The sequence below is a fragment of the Rhizobium sp. Leaf384 genome (assembly GCF_001424065.1).
Taxonomy (GTDB): Bacteria; Pseudomonadota; Alphaproteobacteria; order Rhizobiales; family Rhizobiaceae; genus Ferranicluibacter.
Window position 1 is genome coordinate 20,926 of sequence record NZ_LMQE01000006.1, and the last position, 18,774, is coordinate 39,699.

Genomic DNA, 18,774 nt, shown 5'->3' on the forward strand with positions numbered 1-18,774 from the left:
TATAGGCCGAGGTAAGGAGATTATCGTGGATATCGTTTTTGACCAGCCTCTTGTCGAAGCTCGGCGCCTGCGCGCGCTCAAGGCAGGCGACGAGAAGGCGCAATTCCTGCTCGACATCGTTGGCGAGGATCTTGCCGAACGGCTGGCGGTCGTGGAGCGCCGCTTCGAGACGGCCGTTGAACTGCACGGCTACACCGGCCGGACCGCCCGCGCCTTGATGGCCACCGGCAAGATCGGCAAGCTGACCCGGGTCGAGACGGACGCCGCGTTCGGCGGACCGGACGAGGTGATCGTCGCGCCGCTCGAGACGGTGCCGGTCCCACCCTCCAGCGCCAATCTCGTGGTCTCGCCCCTCTCCCTGCATCTGACGAACGATACGCCCGGCGTGTTTATACAGATTCGGCGGGCGCTGGCGCCGGACGGGCTTTTCCTGGCGGCCATTCCCGGCAACGGAACGCTGCAGGAGCTGCGGGAGGTTCTGCTGGCGGCCGAAAGCGAGATCACGGGCGGCGCCAGCCCGCGCGTCGTGCCCTTTGCCGACGTGCGCGACATCGGTGGCCTGTTGCAGCGCGCAGGCTTTGCCCTACCCGTGACGGATACGGAGACCTACACGGTCCGCTATGCCTCGCTGTTTGCACTGATGAAGGACCTGAGGGCGATGGGCATGACCAACACGCTCGTCGCCCGCAGCCGCAGGCCACTGTCCCGCGCCGTGTTCCTGCGGGCGGCAGAGCTGTATGCCGAACGGTTCGCCGATCCGGACGGGCGGATCCGTGCAACCTTTTCGGTTATCTATCTCTCGGGCTGGGCACCGCATGAAAGCCAGCAGAAGCCGCTGGCGCCGGGCTCGGCGAAGATGCGGCTGGCGGATGCCCTGAAGGTGGACGAGAAGCCCTAAGGGGCAACGACAGCGGATGGCGGCCGGACCGGCAGCGCCTGCGACATCGGGCGCAACGCCTCTCAAAAGGCTCCGGCCGGGAAGCCTTGGTCGACGGATCGCGTCACGGTGTCGTGAGGGCGTCCTTGACGGTGTTGAAGACGGTCGTTAGCTGCTCGCTCATGGCGCCGAAGCCGCCGATAATAGCAACCGCGATGATGCTGGCGATGAGACCGTATTCGATCGCGGTCGCGCCGCGGCGGTCGGAGAGAAATCGCTGAAACATGCACGTCACGGACATTCCTCCAAACCGGTCTGAATCAGCATCCGCTCTTGACGCCATCGCCATTGACGATGCAGACGGCGCCCGGCATCTCCTGCAGGACGCTGCGGCGGACCGTATAGCGCTTCGTGCCCTTGTCATCGGGGATAGAGCCCGTCGAAATGGTGTCGTAGTCGATGGGCGCGTTTGCGAGAACCTTGGTCGTGTTCTTGCTGGCCATCATCGGCGTCAGAATCAACGTCAACGCAATGACGGCCGTTCCGAACAGCAAAGCGAGGTTGAGCACGCCGGTACGCCGGTACTCGCCCTTCGTCAGGTCCTTGTCCTGAACCGTTCTCCAGAAATCATCGTCCACCATGGCCTGCCTCTTGCCTTTCCGACGCGGCGGAATGCTCCGTTTTCCATCCTCGATCGCCGCGCGCCGGTCCCGTCCTCCCGAAGGGCGGCGCGACTCGGCATCACGTGCTGGCCATTGTGCCCGTGGGAGATAAACGTTCCATTAACGCACAGGCAGGAGGATACCGGAAATGCCTTTGCTTCAGCGGATTTAGGAAGAAGTTGGAAAGGTTTTCGGGATACGGCGACGGGAGGGTAGACGACAGGGCAGACGGCCCGGCTAGAGAAGATCCATCAGATAGGGGATCAGAGGCTCGTCTGCCGGTGGCATGGGATACTCGCGAAGCGCCTTCGCCCGCACCCATTTCAGCGCCTGTCCTTCCCGTCCCTGCGGCACGCCCTCGTATCGGCGGCAGACATAGAGCGGCATCAGCAGGTGAAAGTCCGCGTAGGCGTGGCTGGCGAAGGTGAGCGGTGCGAGACAGGCCACCTTGGTGCGGATGCCGAGTTCCTCGTTGAGCTCGCGGATCAGCGTCTCCTCCGGCGTCTCTCCGGCCTCGACCTTGCCGCCCGGAAACTCCCAGAGGCCCGCCATGGATTTGCCCTCCGGCCGCTGTGCCAAAAGGATGCGGCCATCGCCATCGATGAGGGCGCAGGCCGCCACAAGCAGCAGCCGACGGGGTGGGTTTGCATCCATGGTCATTCCTCGGGCGGCGTTCGATAGACATATCGATAGGCCTCGGCAAAGCCGAGCCCGCGATAGAGCGCCAGGGCCGGTCCGTTGCCGGCCTCGACCGCAAGCCAGGCCTGGCGTGCCCCCTTCAACCGCGCCCAGCGGAGGCTCGCGCCGACGATGTCGCGGCCGATGCCTTCGCCCCGCCGGTCCGGCCGGACGGCGACCAGCAGCAGGCCGGCAAGATCGTAATCCTGCACGGCCAGCGTGACGGCCGTCGGACCTTGCCCGATCTCCTCGAACAGGAACAATCCGCACTCCGCCCGGATCGCCTCGATCACCGATGTCAGAGATGCCTTGCTTTCCGGGGGATCGCCGGCAATGGCGATACGCGCCTCCACGAAGCGGGCGACATCCCGCAGAGGCACATGGCCGAGCTCGTCGCTGGCCGGATGCGGTGGAATATCCGCCGTCATGACGATCGTCTCGGACAGGCGCGTCCACCCTTCGGCATCGAGATGGGTGGCAAGGGCGCACGGCGTCAGCGGTGTCTGGCGCACCGTCGGCACCAGACCCGCGTCGCGAAACTGGCGCGCCGCTCGTTCGAGCCGGCCGGCCATGTCGCGCCCGTCATGCGGATCGAGCGGATTGATCGAGTTCAGCCGCCGGGAGCCGTGTCCGGGCGTCGTGCGCACCAGCCAGCTGCCGTCATAATGCACCGTCGCTGCCGGCCAGGCCCGAAAGCCGATCGCCTCCAGCCGCCGCACCAGCGGCAATTTCTCTCGTGTCGTGTCTTCCAGCATCGGCATGTCCGGTCGGCAGTCTCGGAGCCCGGCTTCGCGCTCAGCTCCGGTAGTCGCCATTGATCTCGACGTATTCCTTGGTCAGGTCGCAGGTATAGACCGTCGCGGTGCCCGTGCCGAGCCCGATCTCCACCTTGATGGCGATGTCCTGCTCCTTCATGACGGCCGTTGCGGCCGCTTCCGAATAGGCCGGGTCGCGCTCGCCGTCGACGGCGACGCGGATATCGCCGAACCAGATGGCAAGACGGTCGCGATCCGCCTTCTCGCCCGCCTTGCCGACAGCCATGACGATCCGGCCCCAATTGGCATCCTCGCCCGCGACCGCGGTCTTCACGAGCGGCGAGTTGGCGATCGACAGGCCGATCCGTTTGGCGGCGGCGTCGCTCTCGGCGCCCTCCACCGTGATGGCCACCATCTTGCGCGCGCCCTCCCCGTCCCGCACCACCTGAAGGGCGAGATCGAACAGCACGGCATTGAGCGCCGCACGGAAATCCTCGAGCGCCGCGTCGGATGCATCTTCGATGCGCGCCTGACCCTCTGCCGCCGCGGCACCCGTTGCAAACAGCATCAGCGTATCCGACGTCGAGGTATCGCTGTCGACGGTCACCGAGTTGAAGGACGGACCGACGCCCTGCGACAAGAGGGCCTGCAGGGCCTGCGGTGCGATGTCCGCGTCGGTGACGACGAAGGACAGCATCGTCGCCATGTCGGGCGCGATCATGCCGGCGCCCTTGGCGATCCCGTTGATGGTCACCGTCACGCCGCCGAGGGTGGCCGAACGGGTCGCGACCTTCGGATAGGTATCCGTGGTCATGATCGCCTTGGCGGCCTCCAACCAGAAGTCTTCCCGGCCGCGCGCATGCATGTCGCCGAGCACGCCGGCAAACTTGGTGGCGTCCAGCGGCTCGCCGATCACGCCGGTGGAGGCCAGAAACACCTCGTCCGTCGAGCAGCCGACCGCCTCGGCCGCCGATCGGGCAGTCAATTCCGTCGCGGAACGACCCTTGCCCCCCGTAAAGGCGTTGGCATTGCCGGAATTGACGACGACCGCGCGGGCGACGCCGCCCGGCAGGTTCTGCCGGCAGAAATCCACGGCGGCGGACGGGCAGAGCGAGCGCGTGAAAACGCCGGCGACCGCGGCCGGCGCATCGAACACCATCATCAGGACGTCCGTCCGGTTCCTGTACTTGATGCCGGCTTCGGCCGTCGCCATGCGGACGCCGCGCACCGGCGGCATGTCGGCAAAGGTTTTCGGGGCAAGCGGGGAAACGGAAGCGGACATGGAGGAACCTTCGCGGAAAGGGCTGGCGGGATCGGCGACAGTGACGGAACGGTGATCGAGCCGTCAAACGAAAATCCCGAAGGATCGCCTTCGGGATTTCACTCATGATGGACGGTTGTCACAGACGCGTGACACCGGAGGATGGAAGCGTCGGTCGCCGGCCTCTGCGGCCGACGCAGACCGGACGATCCAGCCGTCAGCCGCCTAGTTGGCGCCTTCGACGGCGTCGCCTTCGGCAGCGCCCGCTTCGTCGGCCTTGTTGGCCTCATCATAGGCCTTCTTCAACGCGGGGTCGCTGATGTCGACGCCGGCATCCTTCTTGGCATCGGCGAGCAGCGCCAGATACTTGTCGCGCATGACGAGCTGCTTGACCTGCGGCTCGACCTGGTCGAGCGGCGGCGGCGGCTGCAGGCGCTTGTCTTCGAGAAGAATGACGTGATAGCCGAACTGCGACTTGACCGGAGTCTTGGTGTAGGCACCCTTCTCCAGCGCGAACGCGGCTTCGGAGAATTCCGGCACCATGCGCTCCTTGGTGAAGTAGCCGAGGTCGCCGCCATCGTCCTTGTTCGGATCGGTGGACTTTTCCTTGGCGAGCGTGGCGAAATCCTTGCCCGCATCGAGGTCCTTGATGATTGCCTTGGCTTCATCCTCGGTCTTGACCAGGATGTGACGGGCCTTCACCTCTTCCTGTGGCTTGATCGCTGCGATTTCCTTCTCGTAGCGCGCCTTGACCTCGTCGGCCGAAACGGCGTCGACGACATGCTTCTTGAAATACGCGTTGTGAAGCTCGCGGTCCGTCAGATAGGCGAGACGCTTCTTGAAGTCTTCGCTGTTCTGCACGCCTTCGGCTTCGGCGTCCTTGGCGAGAAGCTTCACGTCGACAAGCCCCGAAAGCGCTGCGGCGCGCTTCTGCTCGTCGGGCAGCTGGGCCAGCTGCGGATCGAGCGAGGCCATCGCGAGATCGAGCTCGGACTGATGGATCTCGGCGGTCCCGACCTTGGCGACGACCGGATCGGCGGCATCCTGGGCAAAAACGGGCCCATGGATCGCGATCACGGCGCCAAGCGCCACGGCAGCGAGCAATCTGGATTTCAACATTCCGTAAACCTTTCCCGATGGGGTACCGGATCCGCCCTTCGCGGCCGGGTCGCCGACCTCACAAACACCAGAATGTGGCCGTTGTGTAGCCTTGCAAAACCGGCATTTTCAGCGAAACGTCGGCCTGCAACTCCCGTTGACATCATTCGACCCCCCTCTTATCTGTCACGCAACCTCGCGTCCAGAACAAGATCCGGGCGTTTTGGCGCAGTCGACGGGAAATCACACCCCACGCGCAGAACGCCGACGTCACATGAAAGGACCATCTTCATGGTCAGTCTCGGCGGCATCGCCCGCAAACTCTTCGGGTCCTCCAACGATCGTCGCGTCAAGGGCTACAACACCCGTGTTGCCGCGATCAACGCGCTCGAGCCTGAAATGAAGGCTTTGAGCGATGAAGCCCTTGCGGCCAAGACCGTCGAGTTCCGCCAGCAGCTGGCCGCCGGAAAGACGCTGGACGACCTTCTGGTCCCCGCGTTCGCCGTGGCCCGGGAGGCCGCCCGCCGCGTGCTCGGCCTTCGCCCCTTCGACGTCCAGCTTATCGGCGGCATGATCCTGCACGAGAAGTCGATCGCCGAAATGAAGACCGGTGAAGGCAAGACGCTGGTCGCGACGCTTCCCGTCTATCTCAATGCGCTTGCCGGCAAGGGCGTGCATGTCGTTACCGTCAACGACTATCTCGCCAGCCGCGACTCGGCCACCATGGCGCGCATCTACGGCTTCCTCGGCCTCACCACCGGCGTCATCGTCCATGGGCTGACGGACGACCAGCGCAAGGCCGCCTATGGCTGCGACATCACCTACGCGACCAACAACGAACTCGGCTTCGACTATCTGCGCGACAACATGAAGTACGAGCGGGTCCAGATGGTCCAGCGCGGACACTTCTTCGCCATCGTCGACGAGGTGGACTCCATCCTGGTCGACGAAGCCCGCACGCCGCTGATCATTTCCGGACCGCTCGACGACCGCTCCGAGCTCTACACGACGATCGACGCCTTCATTCCGATGCTGGACGAGGCCGACTACGAGATCGATGAAAAGCAGCGCTCGGCCAACTTCTCCGAAGACGGCACCGAAAAGCTCGAGAACCTGCTGCGCCAGGCCGGCCTGCTGAAAGGCGAGACGCTCTACGACGTCGAGAACGTCGCGATCGTCCACCACGTCAACAATGCGCTGAAGGCACACAAGCTTTTCCAGCGCGACAAGGATTACATCGTTCGCGGCGACGAGATCGTCATCATCGACGAGTTCACCGGTCGCATGATGCCGGGCCGCCGCTATTCCGAAGGCCAGCACCAGGCGCTGGAAGCCAAGGAAAAGGTGACGATCCAGCCCGAGAACCAGACGCTCGCCTCGATCACCTTCCAGAACTATTTCCGCATGTACGAGAAGCTCGGCGGGATGACCGGCACGGCCTCGACGGAAGCGGAAGAGTTCGGCAACATCTACGGCCTTGAAGTCGTGGAAGTGCCGACCAACCTGCCGATCCAGCGTATCGACGATCATGACGAGGTCTACCGGACCACGGAAGAAAAGTTCAAGGCGATCGTCGAGGAGATCCGGCAGGCGCGCGAGCGCAACCAGCCCGTTCTCGTCGGCACCACCTCGATCGAAAAGTCGGAACTGCTCGCCGCTCTCCTGAAGCGCGAGGGCTTTACCAACTTCCAGGTGCTGAATGCCCGCTATCACGAGCAGGAAGCCTACATCGTCTCCCAGGCAGGCGTCCCCGGCGCGGTGACGATCGCCACCAACATGGCGGGCCGCGGCACCGACATCCAGCTCGGCGGCAATCTCGACATGCGCATCGAGGCCGAGCTCCACGACGTGGAGCCGGGTCCGGAGCGCGACCAGCGCGAAGCCGCCATCAAGGCAGAGGTCCAGGAACTCAAGCAGCAGGCGCTTGCCGCCGGCGGCCTCTATGTTCTGGCGACGGAACGCCATGAAAGCCGCCGCATCGACAACCAGCTGCGTGGCCGCTCCGGCCGTCAGGGCGACCCCGGCCGTTCGAAGTTCTACCTGTCGCTGCAGGACGACCTGATGCGGATCTTCGGCTCCGAGCGCATGGATTCCATGCTGCAGAAGCTCGGGCTGAAGGAAGGCGAGGCGATCGTCCATCCCTGGATCAACAAGGCGCTGGAACGCGCGCAGAAGAAGGTCGAGGCGCGCAACTTCGACACGCGCAAGAACCTGTTGAAGTACGACGACGTGCTGAACGACCAGCGCAAGGTCATCTTCGAGCAGCGCATCGAGATGATGGACAGCGAGGACGTCTCGGAAACCGTGGCCGACATGCGCCACGAGGTCATCGAGGATATCGTCGCCAAGCGCATTCCGGAAAAGGCCTATGCCGAACAGTGGGATGTCGAGGGGCTGAACAACGACGTCCTCGAAACACTCAACCTCGACCTGCCGATCGCCGCTTGGGCGGCGGAGGAAGGCATCGACGAGAACGACATCCGCGAGCGCATTCTCGCTGCGGCCGACCAGGCCAATGCCGAACGCGCCGAGCGATTCGGGCCCGAGATCATGCGCTACGTCGAGCGCTCCGTCGTGCTGCAGACGCTCGATCACCTATGGCGCGAGCATATCGTCAACCTCGATCACCTGCGCTCGGTCATCGGCTTCCGCGGCTACGCTCAGCGCGATCCGCTTCAGGAGTACAAGGGCGAGGCGTTCGAGCTGTTCCAGGCGCTCCTGACCAATCTGCGCCAGGGCGTCACGGCGCAACTGATGCGCGTCGAACTGGTGCGCGACGCCGCCCAGGCGCCGCAGCCCGAGCCGCCGGAAATGTTCGGCCATCACATTGACGCCCAGACCGGCGAGGACGAGTTCACCACCGACCGCAACCTCGCCACGGTCGCGCCCGAAGACCGCGACCCGACCAACCCGGCCACCTGGGGCCGTGTCTCCCGCAACGAGGTCTGCCCCTGCGGTTCCGGGAAAAAGTACAAGCACTGCCACGGCGCCTTCGAGGCCACCGAGGCCTGAGAAACAAGCTCCGTCGACCGACAACCACGACACCACGTTCCGACAAGGGGCGTGGTGTCGTCGTTTGGACGCAGCGTGCACGCGCGTCTCACCGGTCAGAATGACCCCAGAACCTCTTTGCCTGCGGATGGTCGCATGCCATTGTCCCCGCGCACCTGTTTCGAAGCGCGTGAAGGGACCACGTCATGACATCGCTAGATCTCTTCCTTCCCTTCCTGGTCACCACGGGCCTCTTTGCCTTCCTTCCCGGCCCGGCCATGCTCTATGTCGCGGCCCGCACGGTTGCCGCCAATCGGCGTGCCGGGCTGATGGCGACGCTCGGCATCCATCTCGGCGGCTATGTCCACGTGGCCGCCGCCGCCGCCGGGCTGTCGGTGCTCTTCCAGGCGGTGCCGGCGGCCTATATGGTCGTCAAGCTCGCCGGTGCCGCGTATCTCGTCTACCTCGGCATCGCCATGGTGCGGACGCCGACGCGCAAACCAGGCGACAACGGGATCCCGGCACTCGGTGCCGCGATTACATCCGCCCGCCGGGCTTTCCTGCAGAGCATGATGGTCGAGGTTCTCAATCCGAAGACGGCGATCTTCTTCCTCGCCTTCCTGCCGCAATTCGTCGACCCCGCCGCCACCGTTCCGATCGCGCTCCAGTTCGCCGTGCTGGGGACCATCGTCAACATGATGTTTTCGCTCGCGGATATCGTCTGCGTCCTGCTTGCCGATGCCGTTCTCGCGCGTTTGCGCACCTCAGGGCGGGCAGAGCGCCTGATGCAGAAGATCGGCGGAACGGTCCTTGTCGGTCTCGGCGTTCACGTGGCCTTGGGCCGGGCCTAATCCTGACGTCCGGGCGCGTGTCCCAACGGAATGTTAACGCAGATGCGGCATCCTCCAGCCGTGTCGTATGGCGTCCAGGTCAGGTAGCGTTTCGTGTTTATGGCAGCGTGTCAAACGGCAGAGCGTCTTCTGCCGCCGGGTCTCAAAGACCGGCTCCTGCCGCTGATGCGCCGGCTGGAGCCGTTGCTCACCAGCGATGATCCGAAACATCGTGCCCAGCGCATGGCGCTTGTCGCCTTTGCCATCCGCGTCGTCAGCGCCGGCATCGCCTTTCTGTCCCAGATCGTCATGGCGCGCCTGATGGGCGAGTTCGAATACGGCATTTTCGTCTTCGTCTGGGTTCTCGTGGTCCTGTTCGGAAACCTGTCCTGCCTCGGCTTCCACACCGCGATCATCCGCTTCGTCCCGCAATATCACGCCGTGAACGCCATCGATGAAATCCGCGGCATGATGACGACGGTCCGGATCTTCGCGCTTCTCTCGGCGACGGCGCTCGCGCTTGTCGGCATCGGCGGGCTCGTTCTCTTCGGGGACGTCGTCAACGGCTACTATCTCGTGCCGCTCTATCTTGGTGTCTTCGCTTTGCCCATGATCGCCCTCGGCGATGTCATGGACGGGACATCGCGGGCCCATAGCTGGGCCGTCTCGGCCCTCAGCCCCACCTATATCGTCCGGCCGGTGCTCATCCTTGCCTTCATGGTGGTTGCGGTTCGCCTCGGCGAGGCCTCCACCGCACAGACGGCCATGATCGCCGCCATGGCCGCCACCTATGTCGCCACCGTCGGGCAGTTCTTCATTCTGACCTGGCGGCTGAAGCGGCGCTATCAGACGGGCCCGCTGCGGATCGAGTTCCGCACCTGGCTGCGCGTTGCCCTGCCGATCTTCCTCATCGAGGGCTTCGGGTTCATGCTGACGAATTCCGACGTCGTGCTGGTCGGCATCGCGCTCGATCCGGAAAGCGTGGCAATCTACTTTGCCGCCGCCAAGACCATGGCGCTCGTCCACTTCGTGCTGTTTGCCGTCAAGGCCGCAGCCGCGCCCCGCTTCTCCGCCGCCATGGGCCAGCCGGATCGGCAGCAGCTGTCGGTGATTGCCATCGAGAGTGCCCGATGGTGCTTCTGGCCGTCGCTCTTCGTCGGCGGCGGCGTCCTTGTCTCGGGCGGCTTCCTGCTGTCGCTGTTCGGTCCTGCCTTCGTGTCGGGCTATCCGCTGATGGCGATCCTCTTCGCCGGCATCATGGCCAAGGCGTTCGTCGGTCCGGCGGAGGCCCTGCTGACGATGGGAGGCCAGCAGTCGCTCTGCGTCAAGCTCTACGCCGCGGCCCTTGCGGCCAACATCGCGCTCAATGTCAGCCTCATCCCGATCTTCGGTCTGACGGGGGCTGCCCTGGCAACGGCCGGCGCCATGGTGGTCGAGGCCGGTTTGCTCCACCTTGCCGTACGCCATACCTTCGGCATCAGGCTGTTTGCCTTTGCCGACCCCCATTCCAGACCCGTCAGGACCGATCGTCTCGATGCCGTCGCGGCAAAGGCGAGACCGATGGATGCAGAGGCCAGCCGACCATGAGCGCCACGCCCCAGTTTCCGACAGACGCCAACAGCCGCCCCTCCCGGGTTCCGCAGCGCGATCCCGTCGGCCATGCCGAAATCCATGCCGAGACGCTGGTGCCGACCGGGCGACCGGGCCGCGAATTCTGCGTCTATCCCGCCCGAGCCGGCTACGACCTGCAGGAGGAACTCGACTTTCTGTCGCATCGGGCGATCGAACCGAACGTGTTCTTCTCCGGCCGCTTCATTGCACCGGCCATGCCCCGCCTGGAAGATCGCGTCGTGCGGCTGGCGATCCTTCGTGACCGCAGCGAAACCCGCAGCCGGCTGCGCTTCCTGATGCCGTTTTCGGTGGAGAAGCCCGGCTTTGCCATCGGCACGCCGATCATCCGCGCCTGGTCCAACCCGTTTGGACCGCTCGGCACGCCGCTTCTCGACACGGAGGAGGCCGCCGAAACGCTCGACAACCTGTTCGACGCGTTGGCCAATCCGGATGCGGGCCTGCCGCCGATCCTGGTGCTGCCCGACATCCGCCTGAAGGGACCGCTCGCCAGCCTCGCCCGCGCGGTTGCCATCAGCCGGAACCTGCCGCTGACGGTCACCGACACGTTCAGCCGGCCGATCCTCCAAAGCGCGCTCGACGGCGAGACCTATCTGCGCGCCTCGATCAGCCCGGCGCATTTCCGCGAGTTGCGACGCCAGTGGACGCTCCTGTCGCGCCTCGGCACGGTGACCCATGCCGTCGCGCGCCAGCCGGAAGAGATCCGCCTGCGCATGGAGGAATTTCTCGCCCTCGAAGCGTCCGGCTGGAAGGGGCGCCAGCGCACGGCGATCGTCATGGACCGCTACCGCGCAGCGTTCGCCCGCGAGGCGATCACCAACCTGGCCGAAGCCGATGCCGTTCGCATCCACACGATCGACCTCGACGGCGTCGCGATCGCCTCGATGGTGGTCTTCATGATGGGCGGCGAGGCCTACACCTGGAAAACCGGCTATGACGAGACCTATGCCCGATACTCCCCCGGCAAGCTGCTTTTGAGCGAGCTGACGGAATGGCATCTCGATGACCCCAATATTACGAAATCCGACAGCTGCGCGGTCCCCGATCATCCGATCATGAGCCGGTTCTGGGAAGAGCGCGAGGAGATGGGCACGCTCGTCATTGGCCTGCGCGCCAATCGCGACCGTGACGTGCGCCAGGTTGCCACGCAGCTCCACCTTTACCGCAACACCCGCAACATGGCCCGGCTGCTGCGCGAGAAGATGCGCGCGCTGGCGCCGCGGGGTTTCCGCTAAGGCATGTCGCCCGAACGTGTGCAGCGGCTTCGGGAAACGAGATACATCAAAACATAACTTTAAAGCGCATCGCCCGAAGAAGGAGAGCCCGCCGGAAGCCCGTCCTTACATCCGAGCTTCGGCATCGCGCAGCAGGCGGCGCAGGATCTTGCCGGACGTCGTCAGCGGCAAGGAATCGACGAAAGCCACCTCGCGCGGATATTCGTGCATCGACAGCCGCGTCTTCACCCAATCGGACAGGGCGGCGGCGAGAGAATCCGAGGCCGCATACCCCTCTGCCAGAACGACATAGGCCTTGACGATTTCGGTGCGCACCGGATCCGGCTTGCCGATGACGGCGGCCATGCGGACGGCGGGGTGGCCGGCCAGACAATCCTCGACCTCGCTGGGCCCGATGCGGAAACCGGACGAGGTGATGACGTCGTCATCGCGACCGAAGAAACGGATATAGCCGTCCGCATCCATCACGGCCTGATCGCCCGTCGTCATCCAGTCGCCGATGAACTTGGCCTGCGTCGCTGCCGGATTGCCCCAGTATCCGAGAAACATCACCGGATCCGGCCGTCGCACGGCAACCTGGCCCACCTGCCCGCGCGGCAGGACCGTCCCGGCCTGATCGATGATGTCGACCACGTGACCGGGCGCCGCCTTGCCCATGGATCCCGCCTTCAGCACGCCATAGGCCGCACTGGAGGAAATCACGATGTTGCACTCCGTCTGTCCGTAGAACTCGGAGATCGCGACGCCGAGCGCTTGCGACGCCTGCTCGAAGGTCTCGCGACCCAGCGCTTCCCCGGCGGCCCCGACCGTCCGAAGCTCGAAATCATACTGTGTCCTGGGATGCGCCACTGCCGTCATCAGCCGCAGCGCCGTCGGCGGGATGAACGCATTGCGCACCTTCATCTCCGACAGGATCCGGAACGCCATGTGCGGATCGAACTTTTGCGCCGGAGACGACACGACGGGAACGCCGAGCAGGAGCGACGGCAACAGCGCATTCAGCAGCCCGCCGGCCCAGGCCCAATCGGCCGGCGTCCACATGCGGTCGCCGGCCTGGGGCAGGCCGGCATGGTGAAACTGGAAGCCGGGAATATGTCCGAGCAGCACGCGATGCCCGTGCAGCGCGCCCTTCGGTGGCCCCGTGGTGCCGGATGTATAGATCATCAGGGCCGGATCGTCCGGCCCGGTCTCGGCCGCAACGAAACCGCTTGCCTCCGTGGCCGTAAGCGCATCGAAGGAGACCGTTGCGCCCGCCTCGGCCGCGCCCTCGCCGCCATCCGTGCAGACGATCAGGCGCAGATCGGGCACGCGCGCCCGGATATCCGAGAGGCGCGCGACGCCGGAACGATCGGTGATGACACTGCAGGCGCCGGCATCCCGCAGCCGGTATTCCAGCGCCTCGACGCCGAAGAGAAGGGCAAGCGGCAGCGCGATGCCTCCGAGCTTGTAGATCGCCGCATGCGCGATCGCCGCCGCGAACCCCTGGGGCAGCAGGATGGCGACGCGATCGCCCGGCTGGACCCCGCGCGCGAGCAGACCGGCCGCCAGGGCTGAAGACTGCGCCGCGAACGCGCCATAGGTCAGCGTCTGATGCTGTCCGTCCGGCTGGAAATGCTGCAGACAGAAGCGCTCCGGCGCCCGCGCCGCCCAGGCATCGCTGACGGCGACGCCGATATTGAACAGGCGCGGGATCTTCCAGGCGAAATCCCGGATCAGGGCGTCATAAGAGGTATCGGGGATGGACGAGGTGGGACGCATGAACCGCCGAGCGAGATGGAGACCGAGATGGCGGCCGCCCCGACCCTATCATCCCCCTGCTCGGCAGATCAATCGAGGGCGACACGATCGCCCGCACGGATCCCGACCGAAGGACGCCCGCCCGCCCGACTACCCTGCCCGCCCGAGCTCATCCGAAATGCGCCAGGTCGTTGCCGCTCAGCCCATGAAGGGCGTGAAAGAGGGCATCCTGCGTGCGGTAACCGCTCTCGAACAGCGAGATCGCGGCGCTGGCCGCACTGACGCCGGCCTGCGTCCGCAACCCGATCCGCCGCTCGGCGCACCACGCAAAGACCGCACTCGCCACGACATCGACCTCACGTCGCTTTGGAACGCGGATCGTCGAAACTGCCAAAGAAGCCTGTGCCAAGGAAGCATCTCCCGTTCTGTAAGTGATGGCTTCAGAATGGCACGCACCGTCCTCTTTCGGCAAACGGCATGCGCCGGCCCGGTTAAGAAGCCACAGCACCTGTTCCAGGCTGAAACACGCCTCCCTGCGAAGACCGCGAAAATTCGGGGCAGCGGTCCTGCCGCACGCCGACGGCCGGGCCATACCCACCCCGTCCGGGCCGGTCCTCCCCCCGCACCGCTGCGCCATCTCCCACGCACCAGCCGGAATTCCTCTCGGGAAACCGCCTGTAAAATGCCGTTCTCGCAAAAAGCCGGCAAAGCAATTGCCAAAGCGCGCCCAATCTTTACCAAGCCTTCAGGATTGGCATGCGATTGTCATGGCACGCGCGGTTTGTAGAGCGTCCGCGCACCCTTCTCCCCCCGATCATCCCTCGATCACCCGCCAGGAAACCGTTTCGGCTTCCCCTCGTGCCCTTTGGGCTGATGTGTTGATCTCGACTGAGGCCCTTGCGCTCGCGACACGCGACCGTCACGCGTCTGCACGCGTTTGCACGCATCTGATGGAGGCCGCCGTCGAACCTCCGCCCCGGGTATCCTGTCGACCCACGTCAGCTGATGTAGGTTCGCCGCCAGTCGCGCCGCCTAGACCAGCGAACTGCCGCGCTGCGACCGCTCGTCCCGGTTCAGAGCGTCCGCGATATCCCGCGCATCCTGCTTCTCGAGCCCGGTCAGATCCCGCCCGTCCGACGCCGCCGGCAGCCCGGTCATCTCGTCAACGACGGTCCAAAACCCGCTCCGCTCCTGCCGCACCCCATACCGCGTCTCGACCATGTTGTGGCTCTCCGGTCCTGCTGGCGAGGAAATGAGGTGTCGGGGGCGAAGATCAAGGGGGGAGGCCCGAGGCGCGGCGGGATCGGGTTGTTTGCGACATCGACAGATTTTTATTGAGAGGCTAAACACGCAGTCCAAGCGCAATCGCATACCCTTTCCCACGATCGAACGGCGTCATAATCTCCATGCAACGAAAGCCCGTAGGCCGTGTCGACTTACCTCCAATGCCGGGCGCAACAGGCTCGATGTAATCGTTCGGCTGAACATCGGCCGTAACATGCATGAACGCTTCGCCTTGAAGGAGCATCGGAGTCCATTGCTCACGGCGCTGAGAGCGGGGTACCTGGTCGAGCAAAGGGTTGTAATCCGGGTTCTCAACAGGCACGGTGATCAAGGGTTGAGGGACGGGGTTCGGGATCTTGACCGGCTGACGTGGATTCGGCACGGTAGGTTCGCTTACGGCGTAACGAAGCAGGCTGCCGTCGCCACCGCGTTTCGCATTGCCCTTGTCGTCAACGACATCGTCAAAAACGGGATGGGCCGGATTGGGTATGATTGACGGCCAGTCGGGGTCCGGCACGAGTGCCTGCCAATCGGGATCCGGTATCTGTTGCGTTAACATCTCTCCGTGGTCATTCGTGAGATAGCGGCCCGCCCAAGTAAACCCTGTATCGCCCAACAGGATGGCATAGGTTCGCGTGTGAACTGAAAAGAACACATCGCCGGCGTTCGCCAAGCGCACTTTGCGACCATCCAACGTCACCAGAGCTCCAACCTCAATAGACACGCCCGGCTCAGCGTTTTCAAACATCTTGGCAATGTCCGTGAAGACTTTGTTTTGCGTCAGGGTGCCAGAGATCTCAACATTCCCACTGTCAAAATAAAGATGTATCTTGCGGTTACTCGCGCTTGCGGCACCCCGTGCTTCACTCCCCCCTGCTAGGGATAGCGCCACATTGTTTATGACCCGGCGGCCCATCGCGACGGCTTGATCTGCTTTCGCCTGACAGAAGCTTGCTGCCATGACGAGACTGAACGCACCTGCCGAGACACCGCCAGATGATGCCAGTGTGACGGCTCCCACATTATTCGACGTGTTCTCTTGCCCGGAATAGTTCCCGCCGCATGAGGCCTGCACAGAACTTCCACCTTTACCACTTTGTCCGACATTGACACCGAACGAAGCCGCTTTACCGACCACCGAACGCTGTGAGAACAAATTTCCGCTGTTATCGCCGGCAGCGGCACAGCCATTGGCAGTTCCGATATTGCCGCTCTGGTTGCCGGAGGCTTCCATGTAGTAAACGTCGACGTCGTCGCTATACCCGGAGCCGCTGACGAAGTTTGTAAACCCGGTAAGCGTTCCTTTCTTGTTAAAGACCGGCCTTGCTGTGGCCATGGTTGTCGGTGCGGTCTTCCGATCTGAAAAGACTAGCGTCCCTCCGGAGCTATAGCCCATACCCCCGGAAATAATCGTCAGAGATGTGTCGTTCAGTAGGCCTCGGACTGGCTTGCATCGAATGTCCAAGCCATGTCCCCCGCCGGCATAGGCATCGACGGAGCCGATATTGAACGTATGTTGGGCGCCCGTATGGCTACGGCGCGTCGCCCCCTGAAATCCGCTCTCGCCCGCATGACGGCTGAAGATGGAGGCGGCAAGAAAGGCGCGAAAACCATGAGAGGCGATCGTCTCTTCCGATGCCGCAACAACGGATTGAGGGATCTGCGCCCCAGACTGACGAGCAGCGAGAATAGCGGACACGTTGCCGGTGGCCCAGGAATATATGCCTAACAAAACACCCGCACGTGACGGCCCCGTCGCCAGAGACCCCTGGGACCAAAGCAGCCCGAACAATTGTCTGGTCGACCGTCCTCCTCTTGAGAGCAGACCAGTAATTGGACTGGCGTAGACACTATTCGACAGGACACCCGTGTCAGCATCCGACGAGATCATCCCATCGTTTTGATCCGCGTCGAAAATAGTCCCGGCAATGGACCACCTGCCGTTTGTATATTTGTTGCGCATAGGCACGACCGAAACAGCATAGGTGAATTCACCCAAGTCAAACTCTTTTCCGGTCACAACATTCTCAAGAGCCGCAAAATTATCATCATCGCTGGTGACGCCATCGCGGAAGAAACTGGCCATCGGATCGAGCAAACTGCGCGCTTGGAGGACAGACGACGTACTTGCAAGTTTACGGCCCGTTTCCCCGAAGACCGCGCTTCCCTCGGCGGCTATGTCAAGGTTGGCCAACGTACCATCCTGAGCCCAGCCCAGAGCTTTTCCAGCCTCCGCTGGGGGAAATCCCTCTTTCTCGCTGGCCGAGGCCGAATCCTGCGCCCGGTAAAGGGGCAGCGCCGAAGAATTCAAGGGGCCCGTTCCGGTACCACCGGCTGTCACCAGTCCCAATTGGATAAAAGATCGCCGATTCATGGAATATCCGTTCGTTCAAAGGAGCAAGCTAGTCCTGACGCATCAAATTGGGCACCTATCTGGCTGCCCACCTTCAGGCCAGCGACCTGACTTAGAGAGCGCGCAGTTGCAACCAATGGCGTTCACACATTTCTCCGCTCGACCGCGACGTCGTTATGACGTCGTTGATATGAGCGCGTCCCACGCAGCGTCTTAAGCAATATGGACTTAACGAAGGCAGCTGCGTTGACGTCGAACGCGATTACACCGCCGGCGCGCATGCGCAAAATGAACAGACAACGTGTCACCGCCAAAATATTGCCGGCGGCATGCCAAACGTGACCAAGCAGCGCATTGACGGTCACAAGAGGCAGAGGCCACGGTGCTGCGGATTTTCCAAATCCAGAATCAGAGAAGCTGATCAATCCTCGTCGACACGCCCTCCGCTGCGAACAACAGCTCACATTGCTTAGACGACTGTCTGGACAAAAAAAGGCCTCTCAGTTAGAGCACCAACATAGGCCTGCCCAATAAGGGTAATGTTCCACGGACTCTACCCTGGCGATTTTGGACGTGCTCGCTTCGACATTCCAAGCTACAAATTGTCTCAGATGCTCCATAAGCAAGGCCGTATCAATGAAAATGTTGGCTTAGCATTGAGAGATGGTTGTGCGTCCACCGGGGCATTGACCGTCATCAAGAGCGAACAGGTCAGTCAAGCTTCGGCCACTGGCTTTAGCGAAACGTTCTCGGTGGCCGGCTGCAAAGCGGCACCAAAGATGGAGGCAGAGGGTTGAGTAAACCGTGCGTGTTTGTCGATGAAGGAGAAGGCAATTGGACCAATCATACGGACATGGATCGTCCGCCATATAGGCTTGAAATGTACGGGCGTGGCAACCAGATCCGACTTGACCCAAGAGCTGACCTTTCAGGGTTTTTCATAAAAGTTAAGGGAAACAACAACATCGTGGCGATTGCGAAGGAATGCGTCCTTCGGGGTCTTGTGTACGTACAAGGTAACAAGTCAAGCTTGAGAGTCGCGTCCCACACAACCGCTGCCGGCGTTCGTTTCAGTGTGGGCGCACGGGCTTCAATTACCGTCGGTCGTGATTGCATGTTTTCCCGCAATATCGAAATCAGATGTTCCGACGAGCATCCAATGTACGATCTTGACTCGCGGGAAGAAATTAACGCTGGCAGAAATGTAGACATTGGCGAGCATGTCTGGATCGGCGAAGGTGTGCGCGTTTTGAAGGGCATGACGATCGCCAGCGGCTCGATCGTCGGGACCGGTTCGATGATAACGCGCCCACTCACAGAGGCGAATGGCGTTTACGTCGGATCTCCCGCTAGACTTGTCCGATCACGGACAGCCTGGAGCCGA

General features: G+C 63.2%; 15 protein-coding genes. 5 read left to right on the top strand and 10 right to left on the bottom strand.

The annotated features are described in order from the left end of the window. Positions 1-25: 25 nt before the first annotated feature. On the top strand, positions 26-898 hold the full coding sequence (locus ASG25_RS13705) for a methyltransferase domain-containing protein (RefSeq protein WP_062474685.1): 873 nt from the start codon (positions 26-28) through the stop codon (positions 896-898). 103 nt (positions 899-1,001) lie between these two features. Here the strand turns inward: ASG25_RS13705 and ASG25_RS22315 are convergent, their stop codons facing one another. The 6 genes from ASG25_RS22315 to ASG25_RS13730 all read right to left on the bottom strand — a co-directional run bounded on the left by ASG25_RS22315 (position 1,002) and on the right by ASG25_RS13730 (position 5,352). Then, positions 1,002-1,172 carry a Flp family type IVb pilin gene (locus ASG25_RS22315; protein ID WP_200942804.1) on the bottom strand — a complete coding sequence of 57 codons (171 nt, stop codon included), beginning with the start codon at positions 1,170-1,172 and terminating at the stop codon, positions 1,002-1,004. A gap of 25 nt (positions 1,173-1,197) precedes the next feature. Beyond that, positions 1,198-1,518, bottom strand: coding sequence for a hypothetical protein (locus ASG25_RS13710; protein WP_062474688.1), 321 nt, complete (start codon positions 1,516-1,518; stop codon positions 1,198-1,200). A 258-nt stretch (positions 1,519-1,776) separates the two neighbouring features. Further along, positions 1,777-2,193: an 8-oxo-dGTP diphosphatase MutT gene (mutT, locus tag ASG25_RS13715; protein WP_062474691.1), complete on the bottom strand. Its 417-nt coding sequence runs from the start codon at positions 2,191-2,193 to the stop codon at positions 1,777-1,779. A 2-nt stretch (positions 2,194-2,195) separates the two neighbouring features. Continuing rightward, positions 2,196-2,972, bottom strand: a complete 777-nt coding sequence (locus tag ASG25_RS13720; RefSeq protein ID WP_062474694.1) for a GNAT family N-acetyltransferase — start codon at positions 2,970-2,972, stop codon at positions 2,196-2,198. Between the two features lie 40 nt (positions 2,973-3,012). Then, positions 3,013-4,254 carry a bifunctional glutamate N-acetyltransferase/amino-acid acetyltransferase ArgJ gene (gene argJ / locus ASG25_RS13725; protein WP_062474698.1) on the bottom strand — a complete coding sequence of 414 codons (1,242 nt, stop codon included), beginning with the start codon at positions 4,252-4,254 and terminating at the stop codon, positions 3,013-3,015. Between the two features lie 204 nt (positions 4,255-4,458). Further along, positions 4,459-5,352 (bottom strand): peptidylprolyl isomerase, encoded by an 894-nt coding sequence (locus ASG25_RS13730; RefSeq protein ID WP_062474702.1) that lies wholly within the window; start codon positions 5,350-5,352, stop codon positions 4,459-4,461. Between the two features lie 270 nt (positions 5,353-5,622). On the opposite strand from ASG25_RS13730, the gene secA reads away from it, so the two are divergent. From secA to ASG25_RS13750, 4 genes are all read left to right on the top strand, one after another. Then, positions 5,623-8,343: a preprotein translocase subunit SecA gene (secA, locus tag ASG25_RS13735; protein ID WP_062474705.1), complete on the top strand. Its 2,721-nt coding sequence runs from the start codon at positions 5,623-5,625 to the stop codon at positions 8,341-8,343. Positions 8,344-8,528: 185 nt separating this feature from the next. After that, entirely contained in the window at positions 8,529-9,173 is a 645-nt protein-coding gene (locus ASG25_RS13740; protein ID WP_062474709.1) for a LysE family translocator, read from the top strand. A gap of 99 nt (positions 9,174-9,272) precedes the next feature. Next, on the top strand, positions 9,273-10,739 hold the full coding sequence (locus ASG25_RS13745) for a lipopolysaccharide biosynthesis protein (RefSeq protein WP_062474712.1): 1,467 nt from the start codon (positions 9,273-9,275) through the stop codon (positions 10,737-10,739). After that, positions 10,736-12,016: a GNAT family N-acetyltransferase gene (locus ASG25_RS13750; protein ID WP_062474715.1), complete on the top strand. Its 1,281-nt coding sequence runs from the start codon at positions 10,736-10,738 to the stop codon at positions 12,014-12,016. Before ASG25_RS13745 ends, ASG25_RS13750 begins: the two co-directional genes overlap by 4 nt. A gap of 105 nt (positions 12,017-12,121) precedes the next feature. On the opposite strand, the gene ASG25_RS13755 is transcribed toward ASG25_RS13750, so the two are convergent. From ASG25_RS13755 to ASG25_RS13770, 4 genes are all read right to left on the bottom strand, one after another. Further along, positions 12,122-13,774 (bottom strand): AMP-binding protein, encoded by a 1,653-nt coding sequence (locus ASG25_RS13755; RefSeq protein WP_062474718.1) that lies wholly within the window; start codon positions 13,772-13,774, stop codon positions 12,122-12,124. A 148-nt stretch (positions 13,775-13,922) separates the two neighbouring features. After that, complete coding sequence (locus ASG25_RS13760; protein WP_062474721.1) at positions 13,923-14,162, bottom strand: hypothetical protein; 240 nt, start codon at positions 14,160-14,162, stop codon at positions 13,923-13,925. A 623-nt stretch (positions 14,163-14,785) separates the two neighbouring features. Continuing rightward, positions 14,786-14,974, bottom strand: a complete 189-nt coding sequence (locus ASG25_RS13765) for a hypothetical protein (protein WP_156379713.1) — start codon at positions 14,972-14,974, stop codon at positions 14,786-14,788. Positions 14,975-15,095: 121 nt separating this feature from the next. Further along, complete coding sequence (locus tag ASG25_RS13770; RefSeq protein ID WP_162242195.1) at positions 15,096-17,231, bottom strand: peptidase G2 autoproteolytic cleavage domain-containing protein; 2,136 nt, start codon at positions 17,229-17,231, stop codon at positions 15,096-15,098. Positions 17,232-18,774: the final 1,543 nt, after the last annotated feature.

Coding starts and splice junctions, on each gene's coding strand:
- ASG25_RS13730 (WP_062474702.1), bottom strand. CDS start 5,352: ATGTTGAAATCCAGATTGCTCGCTGCCGTGGCGCTTGGCGCCGTGATC.
- ASG25_RS13720 (WP_062474694.1), bottom strand. CDS start 2,972: ATGCTGGAAGACACGACACGAGAGAAATTGCCGCTGGTGCGGCGGCTG.
- argJ (WP_062474698.1), bottom strand. CDS start 4,254: ATGTCCGCTTCCGTTTCCCCGCTTGCCCCGAAAACCTTTGCCGACATG.
- ASG25_RS13710 (WP_062474688.1), bottom strand. CDS start 1,518: ATGGTGGACGATGATTTCTGGAGAACGGTTCAGGACAAGGACCTGACG.
- ASG25_RS13745 (WP_062474712.1), top strand. CDS start 9,273: ATGGCAGCGTGTCAAACGGCAGAGCGTCTTCTGCCGCCGGGTCTCAAA.
- ASG25_RS13765 (WP_156379713.1), bottom strand. CDS start 14,974: ATGGTCGAGACGCGGTATGGGGTGCGGCAGGAGCGGAGCGGGTTTTGG.
- ASG25_RS13740 (WP_062474709.1), top strand. CDS start 8,529: ATGACATCGCTAGATCTCTTCCTTCCCTTCCTGGTCACCACGGGCCTC.
- ASG25_RS13750 (WP_062474715.1), top strand. CDS start 10,736: ATGAGCGCCACGCCCCAGTTTCCGACAGACGCCAACAGCCGCCCCTCC.
- mutT (WP_062474691.1), bottom strand. CDS start 2,193: ATGGATGCAAACCCACCCCGTCGGCTGCTGCTTGTGGCGGCCTGCGCC.
- secA (WP_062474705.1), top strand. CDS start 5,623: ATGGTCAGTCTCGGCGGCATCGCCCGCAAACTCTTCGGGTCCTCCAAC.
- ASG25_RS13755 (WP_062474718.1), bottom strand. CDS start 13,774: ATGCGTCCCACCTCGTCCATCCCCGATACCTCTTATGACGCCCTGATC.